Below are 15,858 nucleotides of genomic sequence, written 5' to 3' on the forward strand. Positions count from 1 at the left end.
CGCCCCCGGCGCCCCCCCCGCCCCCCCCCCCCCCCCCCCCCCCCCCCCCCCCCCCCCCCCCCCCCCCCCCCCCCCCCCCCCCCCCCCCCCGTGAGTTGCATGTTTTGGCTGTTTTCAGCGCTTGAGAACAGCCAAAACATGCAACTCACGACATTCGGCGGGCCAAGATTCGACGGATGCGGGTGCACAGTTCAGCGGGATCGTTCAGATCATCTGCGGAGACTTCGACCCCGAACCAGTCGTCTGCCTGAAGTCGAGAACTGCGGGTCAGGTCCTGGCGTCGAGTGCCGGAATGAAATTGGTCACTCTGGTACTCGATGAAGACCTTCTGCGCCGGGATGGCAATGTCGACGCGGTAGCGGAAGCCTCCGGAGGTTCTGACGGGCAGGTTGGGAACCATTCCCGCGATTCCTCCGACGGTGAGGATCACGCGCAGCCGAGACTCCTGCGGTGACTCGGCCTGGTCGCTCAGGAGGGGAAGAGCGGCTTCGAGAGACCGTCGTCCACGCCGCCCGGGCCATCCGTCCACCGCATTGCGAAGGTTGGACATCGTCGTGTGGGGCAGCCGATGGTGGATCAGAAAATCCCCGGCCGCGACGAGATCTTCGAGGTTCAGTTCCGCGGCGATTTCGCACCACGCACGTTCCGCCGAGCTGACGCGTAGGCCATGCCAGTCTCGGGTGTCTGCTGGAGTTGGCATGTACGTGTGGCCGCTGATTCCGCGGCCGACCATCGTCCTCGACCCGCGGGGTACTGCTACGTGGATGCTCGGTGAACTCTCGAGCGGAAGGGGTATCGGCACCCCAATGAGCCGCGCGGCTGTGATCCCGCAGAATCGGGCGTTCGCTGGCATCTTCACCTGAAGTGCGGCGCAACGTTGCAGAAGCGTGAGGTCGCTGGTGGCGAAGACATTGACGCCCTGGAACGGATGCACGACGTCAGCGCTCCGAAGCCGAGCACGGGTTGCTCCCAATACAGCTGCTTGCGGCATGGTGACGGCTCGGGTGATGCCCACCGGCGGTGGTCCTGGTTTTCGCATCGAGCGAGTCTGCACGACATCATGCAATCGCCTCGTCACGTATCCACAGGCCGCGTCTTTTCCCCACGTGAGTTGCAAGTATTGGCTGCTTTGAGCGGCTCGGAACAGCCAAAACATGCAACTCACGACCATCGGGGGCGGCCGGGGCGGCCCGGGCGGCCCGGGCGGGCGGGTGTGCGGGGTGCTCAGCGGCGCAGGCGGCGGACGAGGGCGAGCGCGCCCAGCAGCAGCAGGATGGCGCCGGCGACCAGCACCGCGACGAGCCAGCCCTGCCCTGGCGTGAGGTGAAGGAGCCAGTTGAGCACGGTGTCGCGTCGCTCCGGGGAGCCGAGCACGGCGAGCGCGCCCACGCCGATCGCCATCACGATCAGCCCCCAGACGATCTGCCCAATGCGCACCCGTGGTCCGGTGACGGATGCCGCTGGCTCAGGCAGCGGGAGGGTGCCGGTGAGCGAAGCAGGGTCGGTCATCAGTTCGTTCCTTCGGTAGTGGTGGACACGACGTTTTGCAAAATCGAAATAGTTCCGGCCCCCTGCCACACCCTGACCGTGACGTCGGGGCGTCCGGGTCCAAAGGTGTGATCGTAGGTGCTCTCGTCGTCGCTGCGGTCGACTGCGAGATGGGTGGGTGTGGAGTATTGGGTGCCGTCGACCGTGATGTAGTCGAGGGAGTTGTCGTCTCGCTGCGTCGTCGCTACCCGCACGGTCACATCGTCGGGGATGGCAATAGTGACGCTCCCGGCGCCTTGCCAGAGGTCGATGACCGCGGGCGTCGTCGACGCGACCGGGAAGATCTTCACCCGCCCGCCGAGCTGCATCCAGTCGCCTTGGGACACGGATTCACGGACGCCCAGAAATTGTCGATCCCGCGGCACGAACCCCGCGGTCACCGTCGCCACCAGCAGCAGCACCGAGACGAATCGCAGAAACCCGGCCTTGCGCTTGAACGCTCCGGCGAGCACGATTCCGACCCCGACGACGACGGTCGCGGCGGCCAGCCCGGTGGCGACCTCGGCGCCGCGCCAGTTCGCGGATCCGGTCGCGACGACCGCGCCGATTCCCCCCGCGAGCAGCGCGAGCCCGAGCACCATTGTCGTCAGCGCCCCACCCAGCCGCGGATTATTCAGGCGACGGATGTGGCGGCGCTCGGCACTCGCAGCCGCGGCTTGAGCGGCTCGCGTGCGGGTCTCGGCCTGGCGACGGAGTCGCTGCTCTTTCGCGTCAGCCGCCTGAGCCGCCTTCCAGGCGTCGAACTGCACTTTCCATTCGGCCTGACGTTCGCGCCACGACGCGACCTCGTCTTCACCGGCACCCGTGGCGGGAGCGACCGGCTCGGCTGGCGCGGCGGCGGGAGAGGCGACGGTGAGCGGCACGACCCCGAGCGCCGGAATCGTGGCGGGGTGGTCATCCGTCGTCGCGGGCGAAGCCGTGGGGCCCGGGCTGGCAGGGGGAGCGGGGTCGGCAGCGGGCGTGGCTGTCGGCGTAGCGGCCGCAGCCTGCGTCGCCCGGGCGATCCAGATGGTCACGACGATGGCGGCGGCGATGACGATGAGCGTCCAGAACGCGCGCTGTACGGCGCCGAACACCGACCCGTCGCCCCAGTAGCCGGCGCTCAGGGCCCAGAATCCCTGCGTCACCGGCAGCAGTCCGAGCACGAACACGGCGACGATGCCGACCAGCGCCCGATCGAAGATGCCCTGGATCAGACGTTGCAGGTGAATCCGCCCCTCCAGATCGGGCAGCAGCAGCCAACCCGCGGCGTAGAGAAGGAAGACCGGTCCGCCGAGGATGGCGACCACGACGGCGATGCCCCGCACGATCAGCGGGTCGATGCCGAGCCGATATGCCACCCCGGCGCAGACCCCGCCGAGCCAGCCTGGTCTGCGGGGAACATCGAGCAGCCGCACCCACGCGAAGAAACGGTTCTCGGCGGGTGGCGGAGGCGGAGTGGTGGGAGGTGCATCGGATGCTGTGGTTGCCATACATCGATCGTGGCCCGACCGCCCCCGTCCTGCCATCGGGGATGACCCTGACCGCACCCTGACCTTCGTCCCCGAACCCCCACCGCCCTGCCCGACTCTGCTTGGATTCAAGGCATGACGACACGGACCGAGCGACGGATGACGCGCCCGCACCGCGTCGTCCTGAGCGGTGTCAGCGCGGCTCTCGCCGACCACCTCGCCGTGCGCGTGGGCTGGGTGAGGTTTGTCTTCATCGTCCTGACCGTGCTCAGCGGCTCGGGCGCCCTGCTCTACCTCTGGCTCTGGGCCCTCGCTCCCGTGCGCCAAGACGGCACTGATCACATGCAGCGCCGCGTGCCGGTCACCGCCTTTGCGCTGGCGCTGACCGTGGTCTCGGCGCTCTTCACCGCGGGCAATATCGGCCGCGGCCTCAATCCGTTCATCCTCTCGACGCTCGCCTTCGGGGTGTTCACGGTCGTCTGGGCCTTGGTCGTCGACGTGCGAGACGAGCGGCGCTCGCCGCGGCGCGCGGCAGTGCTGGGTTGGATCGCCGAGGGTGTTCTGGTGCTTGCGGGCCTGGCCGTGCTGGTGCGCGCGAACGCCCGCGTGGTGGACAGCATCGGGGCGGTCGTGCTGATCGTGGTCGCGATCGGCACCTTCATCGTGCCGTTCGCGGTGCATGCCTGGACGGAGCGGATGGGTGCCAGGGCCGCCCAGGTGCGGGAGGTGCAGCGGGCGGAGATCGCCGCGCACCTTCACGATTCCGTGCTGCAGACGTTGGCGCTCATCCAGAACCGCGCTGGCGCCTCGAGCGAGGTGGCCCGTCTGGCCCGGGCGCAGGAGCGGGAGCTGCGCGACTGGCTGTTCGCCGGCACGACGCCCGCCGGCAGTGACCTCGCCTCGGAACTGCGCGACATCGCAGCGGCCATCGAGCTCGACTATCCCGCCCGCGTGGAGATCGTCGTCGTCGGTGAACCGCCCGCCGTCGCCAACGCCGCCGTGCTCGCGGCCTCCCGCGAGGCGATGGTCAACGCCGCTCGGCACGTTGGCGGCGAGATCTCGGTCTATCTGGAGGCGTCACCCGCCGCGGTCGACGTCTTCGTGCGCGACCGCGGGCCGGGGGTAGATCTGGCGAGCCTTCCGGATGACCGGCTCGGCATCCGTGAATCGATCATCGGACGGATGACGCGTGCCGGCGGCACCGCGACCGTGCGGCCCGGGGCGGGCGGCATCGGTACCGAGGTGCATCTGCACCTCGAGGCCACTGTTTCTGGAGGAACCACATGACCAGCGTGCTCATCGTCGACGACCACTCGATCTTCCGCTCCGGGCTCAGGGCCGACCTGGACGACACGATCGAGGTGCTCGGCGAGGCGGCGGATGTCGATATAGCAGTCGCTCAGATCGCGGAGTTGCGGCCCGCCGTCGTGCTGCTCGACGTGCACCTGCCGGGAGGCGCGGGTGGAGGCGGGGCCGAGGTCGTGCGCCGCAGCGCCGGATTGCTCGAGACGACGAAGTTTCTCGCGCTGAGCGTGTCGGACTCCGCAGAGGATGTCGTAGGAGTCATCCGTGCCGGAGCTCGCGGCTACCTCACCAAGACCTCGTCTGGCGCGGAGGTGAGCCGCGCGGTGACGGCGGTCGCGGCCGGCGATGCGGTGTTTTCGCCGCGGCTCGCTGGCTTCGTTCTCGATGCCTTCGGGGCGGTGGCGGGGGAGCAGGCGGAGTCGAGCGACGAGCTCGACCGGCTGTCGGCCCGCGAGCGCGAGGTGATGCGGTTGATCGCCCGCGGCTACGCGTACAAGGAGGTCGCGACCGAGCTTTTCATCGCGGTGAAGACGGTGGAGACGCACGTGTCAGCGGTGCTGCGCAAGCTGCAGCTGTCCTCGCGGCACGAGCTCACGGCATGGGCCCTCGAACGCAAACTCCTCTAACTCCCGTACCCTGGGGACGTCACCCGAGCGGCCGACGGGCTTCCCCGTCTTCGGTGAGTGACCGGTAAGGCTCTTCCTCGTGGCGATCCGTGTTCTGGGTTCGTATTCCGACATCCTCTCTCGCCGTGGCAGCGTGCGTTTCGTCGTCGCCGGCTGGTTCGCGCGACTCTCGCGTTCGACGACAGCAATCGGCACCGTGCTATTGGTCTCCGCCGCGAGCGGCAGTTATGCGATCGCCGGGGCGGTATCTGGCGCGATCGTCGTCGGCATCGCGCTCACCGGCTGGCTCTGGGCCCGGGCCATCGACGCTCGCGGGCAGACCATCGTCGCCGCGATCAGTCTTGCCGCATCCCTCGTCGCTGCCGCCGCGCTCGCGCTCACCGTCGTGCTCGGCGCTCCCGTCTGGACCTGGTTCGTCTCCGCATTTCTGGTCGGCGCCACCTCGGTCGACTTCGGCACGCTCACCCGTGCGCGCTGGTCTGCGGTTCTCAGCGACCCGTCGCAGCGGCACACTTCCCTCGCCCTGGAGTCGGTCGCCGACGAGTCGGTCTACGTAATCGGGCCGCCGCTGGTCACGGTGCTGGCGGCACTGGTCAACCCGCTGTTCGGCTTCGCCACCGGGGTGGTCCTCGCGATTCTTGGCGGCGTCGCCCTGGCGATCCAGCGCTCGACGGCCCCACCGATCGTGCGGCACGAGGGCGGCCGCCCGCCACGCTCCGGCATGCTGCCACGCGGCGTGCTCGGGGTGCTGCCGATCTACGCGGGCGTCGGCCTGCTGTTCGCGTCGGTGGATGTCTCGGCCGTCGCCATCTCGCGCGAGCTGGGCATCCCCTTCCTGGCCGGGGTCATCGTCGCCTGCTTCGCGTTCGGAAGCGCGCTGTCTGGCTTCCTGTTCGGTCCGGTGAGCGCGCACTGGCCGACCGGTCGGCGCGTGCTGGTTGCGACGCTCGCCTTCGCTGTGGTGACCCCGACGCTGCTGGTGGTTCACGACGTCGTCATCCTGGCTCTGGTGATTTTCGTGGCTGGGCTGGTGACGTCGCCGGTTCTCATCTCGTCGATCTCGCTGATCGAGATTCGCACGCAGCGGCACCGGCTGACCGAGGCGCTGACCTGGCCGTCGGTCGGTCTCGCGGTCGGGATCACGCTTGGCGCGACCCTCTCCGGCATTGCGATCGATGGCGCGACCGGGTTCGCGGGATATCTGGTGGCTGCGCTCGGGGCCGTGGTCGTCGGCGTGTTCGGCATCCTGGGCGCGCTCGTCGACCGTCGCGCCCCGGCCCGTGAACCGGAACTGCAGTCGCGCGCCTGATCTGAGCTGCCCGCAACTCGCACGGGCTGAACGACGAGCGCGACCGGGATCGCAGCTATCAGGAGGATGCGATCCCGGTCGCGCGTTTCATCGGCGCGACTGACCGAGCTCTACTTCTCAGTCAGGTGATTGCGCCGATATCCCTCGCGCGCCAGGTAGGCACCCGCCGCCAGCAGCGCGAGGAGGATTGCGACGATCGTGGCGATTCCGACCCCGGTGGAGGCGAGGCTGGAGAACCGCGCTGCCGTGGGGGTGCTGTGTCCGCCGGGGTTGTCGCCCGTGGTCGGCGTCCCCGGGTCGCTCGGGTCGTTCGGGTTGTCGGTCGGCGGGGTGGGGCCGGTCGTCGGCCCGCCCGGGTCGACCACGACGGCCACCTGCGGACCAACGCTTGCCTGTGCCAGGTTGAGTGTCGCGAGGCTCGACTGCCCGAGGTCTTTGAGCACCGAGATGCGCAGCGCGGTCTCGGTGAACACCGTTCCGGAAGCCACGGCCATTCCCTGCGTGCCGCCGAGTCTGGTCTCCTTCACGTTGAGCTTCACCGAGAGCAGTCCGGCCAGCGCCTTCTGCACCGAGGTGTTGCCGGGGCCGAGCAACGCGGTGACCGCGGGGTTTACCAGCGTCGAATTGAGGCTGTTCACCACCTGGCTCAGTGCGCCGTCGCCATCGAACAGACGATCGGTGAGTGCGCCGGCCATGCTGCCGAGCACCGCCTTCGAATTGAGGTTCGCATTCACCGTTCCGCCGAGCAGCGAGACGGATGCCGTGGCCTGCGACGCGGTCCCGGCCAGAATCTGATCGACGGTTCCACCCACGTGCACCGCGGCGGTCGAGGCGAGGGTCTTGCCGGCTACCGCCGGAATGCCGGGGATGGCGGGGATTGCGGGGACTGCGGCCCGGCCGGGGATGGCCGGTGTTCCCGCGGTCGGCGTGCAGAGGTGCAGGATGTCGAGCACGTTGCACAGAACTGCCGGCACCGACGGGATCGCGGGTATAGCGGGGAGCCCTGGCACCGCGGGCTTGCCGGGGACCGCCGGGGTCCCGGGTGTCGTCGTGAGCGCATTGACGGTGATATCCAGGTCGACCTTTGCCCCGTGCAGCGAGACGCTCACCCGGTTCTTGATCTGGTCGGCGAGGCTGGCCACCTGCGTGGTGATCGCGTTCAGGATCTCGGTCACCACGGCATCCGACAGCACCTCGGTGCCGGGCGCCTTGCTGTTGAGCGAGCCGCCGAGCAGCTTCTCGAGGTCGACGACCACCGACCCCGTTCTGAGGTCGAGGGTGATGCCTGGCGTCGTGTAGGTACTGGTGAGCAGCGGTTGCACAGCGGTGCGTAGGTCGCTGGTGACGCTGGCCTTCACCGTGGCGCTGCTTCCCACGGCGTTCAGCACCGGATTGATGCCGGTGAGCAGTCCGTTGACGCCGCTCGCGAGAGCGCCGTCAGGTCCGCTCAGACCATCCAGCGAGCCGGTCGCCGAGTCGAGCGACGAACTGACCTTGTCGTTGAGGCTGGCGAGCGCCGGGCTGGTGAAATTGAGCTTCAGGCCGGCGAGGCTGTACTTGCCCGACACCGAGTCGGTACTTCCGCTCGCCTGAGCGGCGACCGCCTGCACCTGCAGCCTGAGGTCGCTGATCACGCTGGCGAAACGGCTGTTCAGCAGGCTGTCGAGGTCGACGGTGAGGTCGCCGCCGGTGCCGTCGCCGGTTGCTCCCACGCCGATCGCGCCGCTGTTGCCCACCGCGCCGCTCGCGCCGAGCGAGCTGCCGTTCCTCTCTGCCCTGGCGTATTGCGAGAGGGCACCCGCGTCGATGATCGACCCGAGCCCGAGCTGCACGCCGTTCGGCGAGTTCAGCACCACCGAGCGCAGCACGCTCGCGGTGAGCGGGTCTTTCACTTCTTTAGTGCCGCTCGAGCCGGCGTTACGCGCCTCGGCGGCGCGCAGGGCGACGATGTCGTCGAGGTTCACGCCGGCGAGACTGCCGGAGAGGAACTTGCCTTGAGCGTACGAGCCCGTCGTGGTGCTGACGGATGACGCCTGGGCAGACAACGGGACGAGCACGGCGCCCGAGCATGCGAGCGCTGCTGCTGTGATGAAACCGCCGACTCTTCGGAGCCGACGGACGGTGCTGTGCGGGTGCGACACGATTGGTACCTTCCTGATCCTGTGGTGCAGGAACGAGGAAGCACGAGAACAACGGTGTTCGGAACAACTCGGGTTATTGCACGAACGATGCTGCCTGATCTCAGCCTCGCTACGTTTCTTGCCTGGTGGTGCATGCGGGTGCGGTAGAGCCCAGGCACGGTCAGGGAGATGTGTGGTCATCTCCGTGGACTTGCCTGTACTGGAAGAGAGCGACGGAGGCTTCGGCTATGACGCGGGATGTCCGAGAAAGTTTGCGGGGCCAGCATCCGTTTCGATTTCACGCGCTTTTGCGGTGCTCGAACCGGTGACCTACACTGGATCCTGGTAGTTGAAATCTGCCATCCTTTTCTATGCCCATTCGAAGCAATTCGGGTGAGCGGAACCCGGGATTCTCGGGGAAAAGATGGTGTTCGACTGCGAAGGGCGGTGGCTCAATTGGTAGAGCAGCGGTCTCCAAAACCGCAGGTTGCAGGTTCAAGTCCTGTCCGCCCTGCAGCTCGGTCGGTACATCCCAGTTCCGATCGGCCGATGGTCTCGTGATCGTCATGAGCACGATTACCAGACCAGATCCCGGAAGGTAGTACCAGTGGCGAGAAAAGTGATCGACGAGCCGAGCGAGGACGTCGTAGAGAATGCCAAGAAGGATCGCGGCAACAGCCGTGGGCCCTTCGGGCGCATCGCACTGTTCATTCGCCAGGTAATCGGGGAGCTGCGCAAGGTCGTCACCCCGACCCGTAAAGAGCTGTTCAGCTATACCGGTGTCGTCCTGATCTTCGTGATCATCATGATGGCGCTGGTCTACGGGCTCGATCTGGTCTTCGCCTTCGCCGTGAACTACGTATTCGGCAACGGCTCGTAGGCATCGTTCGATCGGCTTCGGCCGCACAGGGGGCACGACCCCCTCACAGAGACACCGTGATAGCGCCAGAGAGCGCCGAGCAACACCCAAGAAATGGAATGGATTCAAGTGGCTGGAACAGAGCGCGACGACATCGATCTCTCGACTGCGGCCGAGCAGTCCTCCGAGGAGGACGAGGCGCAGGAAGGCAGCTACCTGGCTGCCGATGAGGCCTCGATCGATTCCGCAGAGACCGAGGCGCTGCATATCGTCGACCAGGACGGCGTCGACGACCTGGATGACGAAGCCGTAGATCTCTCCGCAGCAATGGACGCCATCGAGGCAGCCACCGACCCCGAGGCCGACGCGATCATCGCGGATGCCCTGGACATCGACAGCGCCGACGAGGCCGAGGCATCGGTCGAAGCGGTCGACGGCGAGGCCGAGTCCGACGATGACGGCGAGCCGCCGGTTGTGGTTCCGTTCGACGAGCAGTTCGAGTCCGAGATCGAGTCGGAGCTGGCCGAGCAGGCCTCCATCGACGAATCGGGTATCGACGAAGAGGCCGAGGTCGACCCGTACGAGGAGTTCCGCAAGGAGCTCAAGTACGCGCTCGGCAAGTGGTATGTCATCCACTCCTACGCGGGCTTCGAGAAGCGCGTGAAGCAGAACATCGAGAACCGCAAGGTCTCGATGACCATGGAGGACTACATCTTCCAGGTCGAGGTTCCGATGGAAGACGTCGTCGAGATCAAGAACGGCCAGCGCAAGCTGGTCAACCGCGTGCGCATCCCCGGCTACGTGCTGGTGCGTATGGACCTCAACGAAGACAGCTGGTCGGTCGTTCGCCACACCCCGGGCGTGACCGGATTCGTGGGCAACTCCCACAACCCGACTCCGCTGCGTTTCGAGGAGGCCTTCAACATGTTGAAGAGCCTCGTGCAGATCGTCGAGGCCCCGGCCAAGACCGGCGCCAAGGGTGGCAAGGTCACCCAGCGTTCGATCCCGCAGGAAGTCGACTTCGAGATCGGCGAGACCATCACGATCAAGGAGGGTTCGTTCGCGGGCCTCCCCGGATCGATCAGCGAGATCAAGCCGGAGAGCGGCAAGCTCACGGTTCTCGTGTCGCTCTTCGAGCGCGAGACCCCGGTCGAGCTGTCGTTCGAGCAGGTAACGAAGCTCTAATTTCTCTTTTTCGGATGCCGCCCCGTCGCTGACGGGGCGGCATCCGTCGTTAAGGCGGCGGGTGCGCCGCGCGCCCCCCGTTTCCGTTGGTCGCACGTTTCCGTTGGTCGCACGTATCCGTTGGTCGAGTAGGCCGCGAGCGCCCGCGCGAACAGCCGTATCGAGACCCGTTGGACCCGTGAGGTGCACGTTCTCTCTCGTCGATGAGTTGCATGTTTTGGCTGTTCTCACGCGCTGAAGGCGACCAAAACGTGCAACTCACGAGGGCTGCAGGGGCATGCAACGACGGGTTGGTCGCACAGAGCTTCAGCGGGCGACTGCGGATAGCGCGACATCTGGCCAAAGCTCCGTATCGCTCACCGGGCGCGGCCGCGAACTCGCGAGCGCCAGTTCAGCCGCCAGCCGGAGCTGGCCGCGGCCGCGAGTAACACCAGTCCCGTGAACCGTGTAACCTGTATAGGTTGCCGTGGCACCTCTGTGTGCCCGCAACCACCCACCGCAGCCCATTCGGGGATGGCGGGAGAGCGGCCGGCAACGGTGGCTCGGACAGAAAAGGAAACTTAAATGGCACCGAAAAAGAAGGTCACGGGTCTGATCAAGCTTCAGATCCAGGCCGGCGCCGCCAACCCCGCACCGCCCATCGGGCCCGCGCTGGGTCAGCACGGCGTGAACATCATGGAGTTCTGCAAGGCGTACAACGCGGCGACCGAGTCGCAGCGCGGCAACGTCATCCCGGTCGAGATCACCGTCTACGAGGACCGCTCGTTCACGTTCATCCTGAAGACCCCGCCGGCAGCTGAGCTCATCAAGAAGGCGGCTGGCGTCGCCAAGGGCTCCGGCGTGCCGCACACCACCAAGGTGGGCAAGCTCACCCGCGACCAGCTCCGCACTATCGCCGAGCAGAAGATGGTCGACCTCAACGCGAACGACGTCGAGGCAGCAGAGAAGATCATCGCGGGCACCGCCCGTTCGATGGGGATCACGGTGGACGCATAATGGCCAAGTCGAAGGCATACCGCGCCGCAGCGGAGAAGATCGAAGAGGGAAAGTTCTACTCGACCGACGAGGCCATCCGCCTCGCTCGCGAGACCGGTTCGAAGAACTTCAACTCGACCGTGGAGGTCGCACTGAAGCTCGGCGTCGACCCGCGTAAGGCAGACCAGATGGTTCGTGGAACCGTCATCCTGCCCCACGGCACCGGCAAGACCGCTCGCGTCATCGTCTTCGCAACGGGCCCCGCGGCCGAGGCAGCCATCGCTGCCGGCGCCGACGAGGTCGGTGGCGACGACCTGATCGAGAAGGTGGCCGCTGGCTACACCTCGTTCGACTCCGCCGTCTCCACCCCGGAGCTCATGGGCAAGGTCGGTCGTCTCGGAAAGGTGCTCGGCCCGCGTGGCCTCATGCCCAACCCGAAGACCGGCACCGTGACCCCGGATGTGGCCAAGGCCGTCACCGAGATCAAGGGCGGAAAGATCGAGTTCCGCGTCGACAAGCACTCCAACGTGCACTTCATCGTCGGCAAGGCCGCCTTCAGCGCGCAGGACCTCGAGGAGAACATCAAGGCTGCACTCGACGAGATCATCCGTTCGAAGCCGAGCTCCGCGAAGGGCCGTTACATCCAGAAGGGCACCGTGACCACCACCTTCGGTCCCGGCATCCCGCTGGACACGAACGTCTTCTAAGCAGCACTCACCACGAAAAGGGGTCCGCGTTTCGCGGGCCCCTTTTTCGTCCCCTCAGGAGCGAACGAGATGACAGAGACGACCATCCAGATCCGGCGGGCGACGACGGATGATGCGCTGCCCCTCGCATCCCTCGCTGCGGCCACCTTCCCGCTCGCGTGCCCGCCGAGCACAGCGCGTTCTGCCATCGACGCCTTCATCGCGCAGCATCTCTCGCTCGAGCGTTTCGAGGGGTACCTGGCCGACCCGACGCGGGAGATCTTCGTCGCGGAGGGATCTGTCGGCGACACCATACTCGGCCAGACCATGGTCGGCCACGCGTTGCTGGGCTACACGATGCTGGTGTATGGCGAGCCGTACGACGCGGACGTCGCCGTGGCCATCACCCATCGCCCGACCGTCGAGTTGAGCAAGTGCTACACGGCCGCGGAAGCGCATGGCCGCGGGGTCGCGCCGGCGTTGATCGCGGCATCCGTCGACTCTGCCCGCGAACGGGGTGCGGAAGGCATGTGGCTCGGGGTGAGCCAGCTGAACGCTCGAGCCAACCGGTTCTACGAGAAGAACGGTTTCGAGCGGGTGGGCATCAAGTTGTTCTGGGTCGGCGACGAGCGCAACGAAGACTTCGTGCGCGAGCGCGCGCTGTAGCCCGGTCAGGTCAGGTCGGAGACCGTGAGCACGATCTTGCCGCGGGTGTGGCCGCCCTCGAGCGATTGGTGCGCCGCCGCGGCCTCCGCGAGCGGGAAGACCTCGTCGACGTGTACGTGCACGTCGCCCGTCTCGAGCAGGCGTGCGATCACGGCGAGGGTCGCGCCGTCGTCGGAGACCTTGTAGGTGGTTGCGCGCACCCCGGCGATCTCGGCGTCGTCGAGCAGGGTCGGCCAGCTGCCGCTCGGCACATTGATGATGAGTCCGCCGGGGCGGAGCACGTCGAGGGAACGCGAGCCGGTGTCGTCGTGCACGTTGCCGACCAGGTCGATCACGACATCCAGGTGGTCGAGCACTTCCTCGAATCGTGTGGTCGTGTAGTCGATCACCTCGGCGGCGCCGAGCTCGCGCAGCCAGCTGGCGTTGCGCTGCGACCCGGTCGCGATGACATGGGCACCGAAGTATGCGGCGAATTGCACCGCGAAATGGCCGACTCCGCCGGCGCCGGCGTGGATGAGGATGTTTTGGCCCTCGTGCGCCTTGGCGACGTCGACCACCATGCCCCAGGCGGTGAGAGCCGCAAGCGGAACGCCAGCGGCCTCGGTGTGCGACAGGCGTGGGGGCTTGCGTGCCACGCTCATCACCGGAACGGCGACGTACTCGGCGTAGGTTCCGGCGACCCGCGGTACTCCGATGATGCCGAAGATCTCGTCACCCGGCTTGATGGCGCAGGCCTCGAACGGTGACTCGATGACGATGCCGCTGAAGTCGCGGCCGAGAATCGCGGGATAGGACGGAATCTCGGCCGAGACCCCGCCGCCCGCTCGCGTCTTCGCGTCGATCGGATTGATGCCGGCGGCCACGATCTTCACGAGCAGTTCGGCATTGACCTTCTTGGGCTTCGGCACCTCCGCCATCGTGAGTACTTCAGGGCCCCCCGTGGCCGCGATCACCATCGCTCGCATCGTCATGCTGCCAGTAAAGCGGGGCAATGATTCACCGGTGTTACGACGGTGTCTCCGCGAGGCAAACTATGCGGACCGTAGGAGGACTACTCGCAGCCGCCGCGCCGTACGCTGAGGGGATGTCGCGCCCGAAGTCACGCCGCCGAGCCTCGTACTTCGAGCTCGCCGCGACCGTGCTGGGTATTCTCGCGGTGGTCGCCGCACTGCTCACCATTTGGCGGGCCCGGCTCAGCATCGACCACGACGTCTACGTGAGCGAGCTCGGCGCACCCGACCTGCCGACGGCGGGGGACTTTCGCGTCGCCCTGCTGCTCATCGTGGTCGGCGCGGCCCTGATCGCGTTCGCGGCGCGCTCCCTGCGGTCGCGCGGACGGCTGCTCACGGCATGGATCCCGGCCGTGTCGCTCTGGGCGGCAGCCGGCGGCTTCCTCGTCGCATCGCAGGTGACCTGCACCGCGGGCTGCCCGGTGCCGTACGGTCCCGATTTCACCTGGCAAGACTTCATCCACACCACCGTCGCCGTGCTCGCCTTCGCGGCGGCGTGCTGGGGGATGCTGCAGATCGCGTTCGTGCGCGGTCACCGTGGGCTCGCGATCATGTCGCTCGTGTCTGCGGTGCTGGTCGCGGTCGTGGCGGGGGCCGGCGGCATCCTGTCTCTGCTGAATTTTCAGGTCGGCCTCGGCAGTAGGTTCGAACTGGTCGCGACGTCGATCGGGCTGCTCTGGATCGCGCTGCTGGGCGGCGCGCTCGGGGCGCGAAGAGCCAGAGAGCTCTGGGCTAGGGCGTCACCGGCTCTCGCGTCCGCGGAACCAATAAGTCCTCGATCGCTGCCGCAGAAAGAACATGCTGGGTGACCATCATCGACGCGCCGATCACCCCGGCGTCATCGGATGACGCGTCAGTGGATGACAGGGCTCTGGCGATGGTGAGCTGTGACGTCGCCAGCGGGAGCGACCGGGCATAGACCACCTCGCGAGCACCGGCGAGCACGTGATCGCCGGCCGACGACAGCGCTCCACCGAGCACGATCACCGAGGGGTTGAGCAGACTGACGCAGGTGGCGAGTACCTCGCCGAGGTCGCGGCCGGCCTGTCGAAGCGCCGCGATCGTCGCGACATCACCCGCCTCGGCCAGCTTCACAAGGTCGTCGCTGCCGTGCGCGTTGGTGCCGGTGAGCCCGGCGGCGATCGCCGGGGCCCCGGCCAGAGCTTCGAGACACCCGACGTTGCCGCAGCGGCAGAGGACATCGCCGCCCCGACCGACACGAACGTGGCCCAGGTCGCCGGCGGCGCCGAGCGCTCCCCGCTGAAGCTGGCCATTGCCGATGATGCCCGCGCCGATGCCGGTGGAGACCTTGATGAACAGGAGGTTGTCGTGCGATGGCCAGTGCATCCGTTGTTCGCCGAGGGCCATGATGTTCACGTCGTTGTCGACGAGCACGGTGACGTCGAACGAGCGACGGATGTAAGAGGGCACATCGAAACCGTGCCAGCCGGGCATGATCGGCGGGTTGGCCGGGCGGCCCGAGGTGTGCTCGACCGGTCCGGGTAGTCCGATGCCCACTCCCGCCAGATCACCGGCGGTGAGCTGCAGCACCTCGAGCAACTGGCGTGCCTCGGCGACGACGGTGTCGAGCACCGTCGTCGGTCCTGAGGCGATGGCAAGATCGGTGCGTCGGCGCAGCAGCACCCGTCCGGCGAGGTCGGTGATCGCGACCACCGCGTGCATGGCGCCGAGGTCGACCGCCAGCACCGCTCGAGCGGACGGATCGAAGGCGAAGCGCGAGGGCGGTCGCCCTCCGGACGACGTGGCCTCGCCCACGGCGCTGATCAGGCCGGACTCCATCAGCGCCTCGACTCGTGCTGCGATGGTGGAGCGCGCGAGCCCGGTCAGCTGGGCTAGTTCGGCGCGGGTGCGCGGTGTTCCATCGAGCAAAAGCTGGAACAGATCGCCCGGAGAGGAACCGGGTGCGACGGGACTCGTGACCGACGCCGTCGAAGTCCGATCCGCACTGGTCATCCACCATTGATACCAGTCGGGCTTTGGTCTGTCACGCATCACACTTTTGCTTGACGCTCGACAAAAGTATCAATACGGTAAAGACCGTGTTCATCGCTCTCCCGTTCGGGAGGCGACAGCACTTTTCGTCAGCAACGTCGCTCA

General features: G+C 67.1%; 15 protein-coding genes and 1 tRNA gene. 10 read left to right on the top strand and 6 right to left on the bottom strand.

The window, feature by feature from the left end; genetic code table 11:
- Positions 1 to 145: 145 nt before the first annotated feature.
- The 3 genes from IV501_RS15730 to IV501_RS15740 form a co-directional block, all read right to left on the bottom strand.
- Positions 146 to 550, bottom strand: a complete 405-nt coding sequence (locus IV501_RS15730; RefSeq protein ID WP_200557270.1) for a putative endonuclease domain-containing protein — start codon at positions 548 to 550, stop codon at positions 146 to 148.
- 674 nt (positions 551 to 1,224) lie between these two features.
- On the bottom strand, positions 1,225 to 1,509 hold the full coding sequence (locus IV501_RS15735) for a hypothetical protein (protein WP_200557271.1): 285 nt from the start codon (positions 1,507 to 1,509) through the stop codon (positions 1,225 to 1,227).
- On the bottom strand, positions 1,509 to 3,020 hold the full coding sequence (locus tag IV501_RS15740; RefSeq protein WP_200557272.1) for a PspC domain-containing protein: 1,512 nt from the start codon (positions 3,018 to 3,020) through the stop codon (positions 1,509 to 1,511). The genes IV501_RS15735 and IV501_RS15740 overlap by 1 nt, the downstream gene beginning before the upstream one ends.
- A 114-nt stretch (positions 3,021 to 3,134) precedes the next feature.
- Between IV501_RS15740 and IV501_RS15745 the strand changes: the two genes are divergently transcribed.
- From IV501_RS15745 to IV501_RS16640, 3 genes are all read left to right on the top strand, one after another.
- Positions 3,135 to 4,286: an ATP-binding protein gene (locus tag IV501_RS15745; RefSeq protein WP_200557273.1), complete on the top strand. Its 1,152-nt coding sequence runs from the start codon at positions 3,135 to 3,137 to the stop codon at positions 4,284 to 4,286.
- Positions 4,283 to 4,930, top strand: a complete 648-nt coding sequence (locus tag IV501_RS15750) for a LuxR C-terminal-related transcriptional regulator (RefSeq protein WP_200557274.1) — start codon at positions 4,283 to 4,285, stop codon at positions 4,928 to 4,930. The genes IV501_RS15745 and IV501_RS15750 overlap by 4 nt, the downstream gene beginning before the upstream one ends.
- A 79-nt stretch (positions 4,931 to 5,009) precedes the next feature.
- The gene (locus tag IV501_RS16640; RefSeq protein ID WP_200557275.1) at positions 5,010 to 6,239 is read left to right on the top strand and encodes an MFS transporter; all 1,230 of its coding nucleotides are present in this window, start codon (positions 5,010 to 5,012) and stop codon (positions 6,237 to 6,239) included.
- 110 nt (positions 6,240 to 6,349) lie between these two features.
- Here the strand turns inward: IV501_RS16640 and IV501_RS15760 are convergent, their stop codons facing one another.
- Positions 6,350 to 8,380 (bottom strand): choice-of-anchor G family protein, encoded by a 2,031-nt coding sequence (locus IV501_RS15760; protein WP_200557276.1) that lies wholly within the window; start codon positions 8,378 to 8,380, stop codon positions 6,350 to 6,352.
- A 420-nt stretch (positions 8,381 to 8,800) separates the two neighbouring features.
- Here IV501_RS15760 and IV501_RS15765 point away from each other — a divergent pair.
- From IV501_RS15765 to IV501_RS15790, 6 genes are all read left to right on the top strand, one after another.
- A tRNA-Trp gene (locus tag IV501_RS15765) sits at positions 8,801 to 8,873 on the top strand.
- 93 nt (positions 8,874 to 8,966) lie between these two features.
- Positions 8,967 to 9,239: a preprotein translocase subunit SecE gene (gene secE / locus IV501_RS15770; protein WP_200557277.1), complete on the top strand. Its 273-nt coding sequence runs from the start codon at positions 8,967 to 8,969 to the stop codon at positions 9,237 to 9,239.
- 108 nt (positions 9,240 to 9,347) lie between these two features.
- The gene (gene nusG / locus IV501_RS15775; RefSeq protein ID WP_200557278.1) at positions 9,348 to 10,403 is read left to right on the top strand and encodes a transcription termination/antitermination protein NusG; all 1,056 of its coding nucleotides are present in this window, start codon (positions 9,348 to 9,350) and stop codon (positions 10,401 to 10,403) included.
- Positions 10,404 to 10,967: 564 nt separating this feature from the next.
- Entirely contained in the window at positions 10,968 to 11,399 is a 432-nt protein-coding gene (rplK, locus tag IV501_RS15780) for a 50S ribosomal protein L11 (RefSeq protein ID WP_200557279.1), read from the top strand.
- Positions 11,399 to 12,085: a 50S ribosomal protein L1 gene (gene rplA / locus IV501_RS15785; RefSeq protein WP_200557280.1), complete on the top strand. Its 687-nt coding sequence runs from the start codon at positions 11,399 to 11,401 to the stop codon at positions 12,083 to 12,085. The genes rplK and rplA overlap by 1 nt, the downstream gene beginning before the upstream one ends.
- Before the next feature lie 69 nt (positions 12,086 to 12,154).
- The gene (locus IV501_RS15790) at positions 12,155 to 12,730 is read left to right on the top strand and encodes a GNAT family N-acetyltransferase (protein WP_200557281.1); all 576 of its coding nucleotides are present in this window, start codon (positions 12,155 to 12,157) and stop codon (positions 12,728 to 12,730) included.
- A gap of 5 nt (positions 12,731 to 12,735) precedes the next feature.
- On the opposite strand, the gene IV501_RS15795 is transcribed toward IV501_RS15790, so the two are convergent.
- Positions 12,736 to 13,701: an NADP-dependent oxidoreductase gene (locus IV501_RS15795; RefSeq protein ID WP_372430767.1), complete on the bottom strand. Its 966-nt coding sequence runs from the start codon at positions 13,699 to 13,701 to the stop codon at positions 12,736 to 12,738.
- 113 nt (positions 13,702 to 13,814) lie between these two features.
- Here IV501_RS15795 and IV501_RS15800 point away from each other — a divergent pair, with 113 nt between their 5' ends.
- On the top strand, positions 13,815 to 14,549 hold the full coding sequence (locus IV501_RS15800) for a DUF998 domain-containing protein (RefSeq protein ID WP_200557282.1): 735 nt from the start codon (positions 13,815 to 13,817) through the stop codon (positions 14,547 to 14,549).
- Here IV501_RS15800 and IV501_RS15805 read toward each other — a convergent pair.
- Entirely contained in the window at positions 14,473 to 15,753 is a 1,281-nt protein-coding gene (locus IV501_RS15805) for an ROK family transcriptional regulator (protein WP_234698681.1), read from the bottom strand. The genes IV501_RS15800 and IV501_RS15805 overlap by 77 nt on opposite strands.
- Between the last annotated feature and the right edge of the window lie 105 nt (positions 15,754 to 15,858).

Source organism: Lacisediminihabitans changchengi (assembly GCF_016634425.1).
Taxonomy (GTDB): Bacteria; Actinomycetota; Actinomycetes; order Actinomycetales; family Microbacteriaceae; genus Lacisediminihabitans; species Lacisediminihabitans changchengi.

Excerpts from the sequence above, each read along its gene's own strand:
- IV501_RS15730 (WP_200557270.1), bottom strand. The coding sequence starts at position 550 with ATGTCCAACCTTCGCAATGCGGTGGACGGATGGCCCGGGCGGCGTGGA.
- IV501_RS15735 (WP_200557271.1), bottom strand. The coding sequence starts at position 1,509 with ATGACCGACCCTGCTTCGCTCACCGGCACCCTCCCGCTGCCTGAGCCA.
- IV501_RS15740 (WP_200557272.1), bottom strand. The coding sequence starts at position 3,020 with ATGGCAACCACAGCATCCGATGCACCTCCCACCACTCCGCCTCCGCCA.
- IV501_RS15745 (WP_200557273.1), top strand. The coding sequence starts at position 3,135 with ATGACGACACGGACCGAGCGACGGATGACGCGCCCGCACCGCGTCGTC.
- IV501_RS15750 (WP_200557274.1), top strand. The coding sequence starts at position 4,283 with ATGACCAGCGTGCTCATCGTCGACGACCACTCGATCTTCCGCTCCGGG.
- rplK (WP_200557279.1), top strand. The coding sequence starts at position 10,968 with ATGGCACCGAAAAAGAAGGTCACGGGTCTGATCAAGCTTCAGATCCAG.
- rplA (WP_200557280.1), top strand. The coding sequence starts at position 11,399 with ATGGCCAAGTCGAAGGCATACCGCGCCGCAGCGGAGAAGATCGAAGAG.
- IV501_RS15790 (WP_200557281.1), top strand. The coding sequence starts at position 12,155 with ATGACAGAGACGACCATCCAGATCCGGCGGGCGACGACGGATGATGCG.
- IV501_RS15795 (WP_372430767.1), bottom strand. The coding sequence starts at position 13,701 with ATGACGATGCGAGCGATGGTGATCGCGGCCACGGGGGGCCCTGAAGTA.
- IV501_RS15800 (WP_200557282.1), top strand. The coding sequence starts at position 13,815 with ATGTCGCGCCCGAAGTCACGCCGCCGAGCCTCGTACTTCGAGCTCGCC.
- IV501_RS15805 (WP_234698681.1), bottom strand. The coding sequence starts at position 15,753 with ATGCGTGACAGACCAAAGCCCGACTGGTATCAATGGTGGATGACCAGT.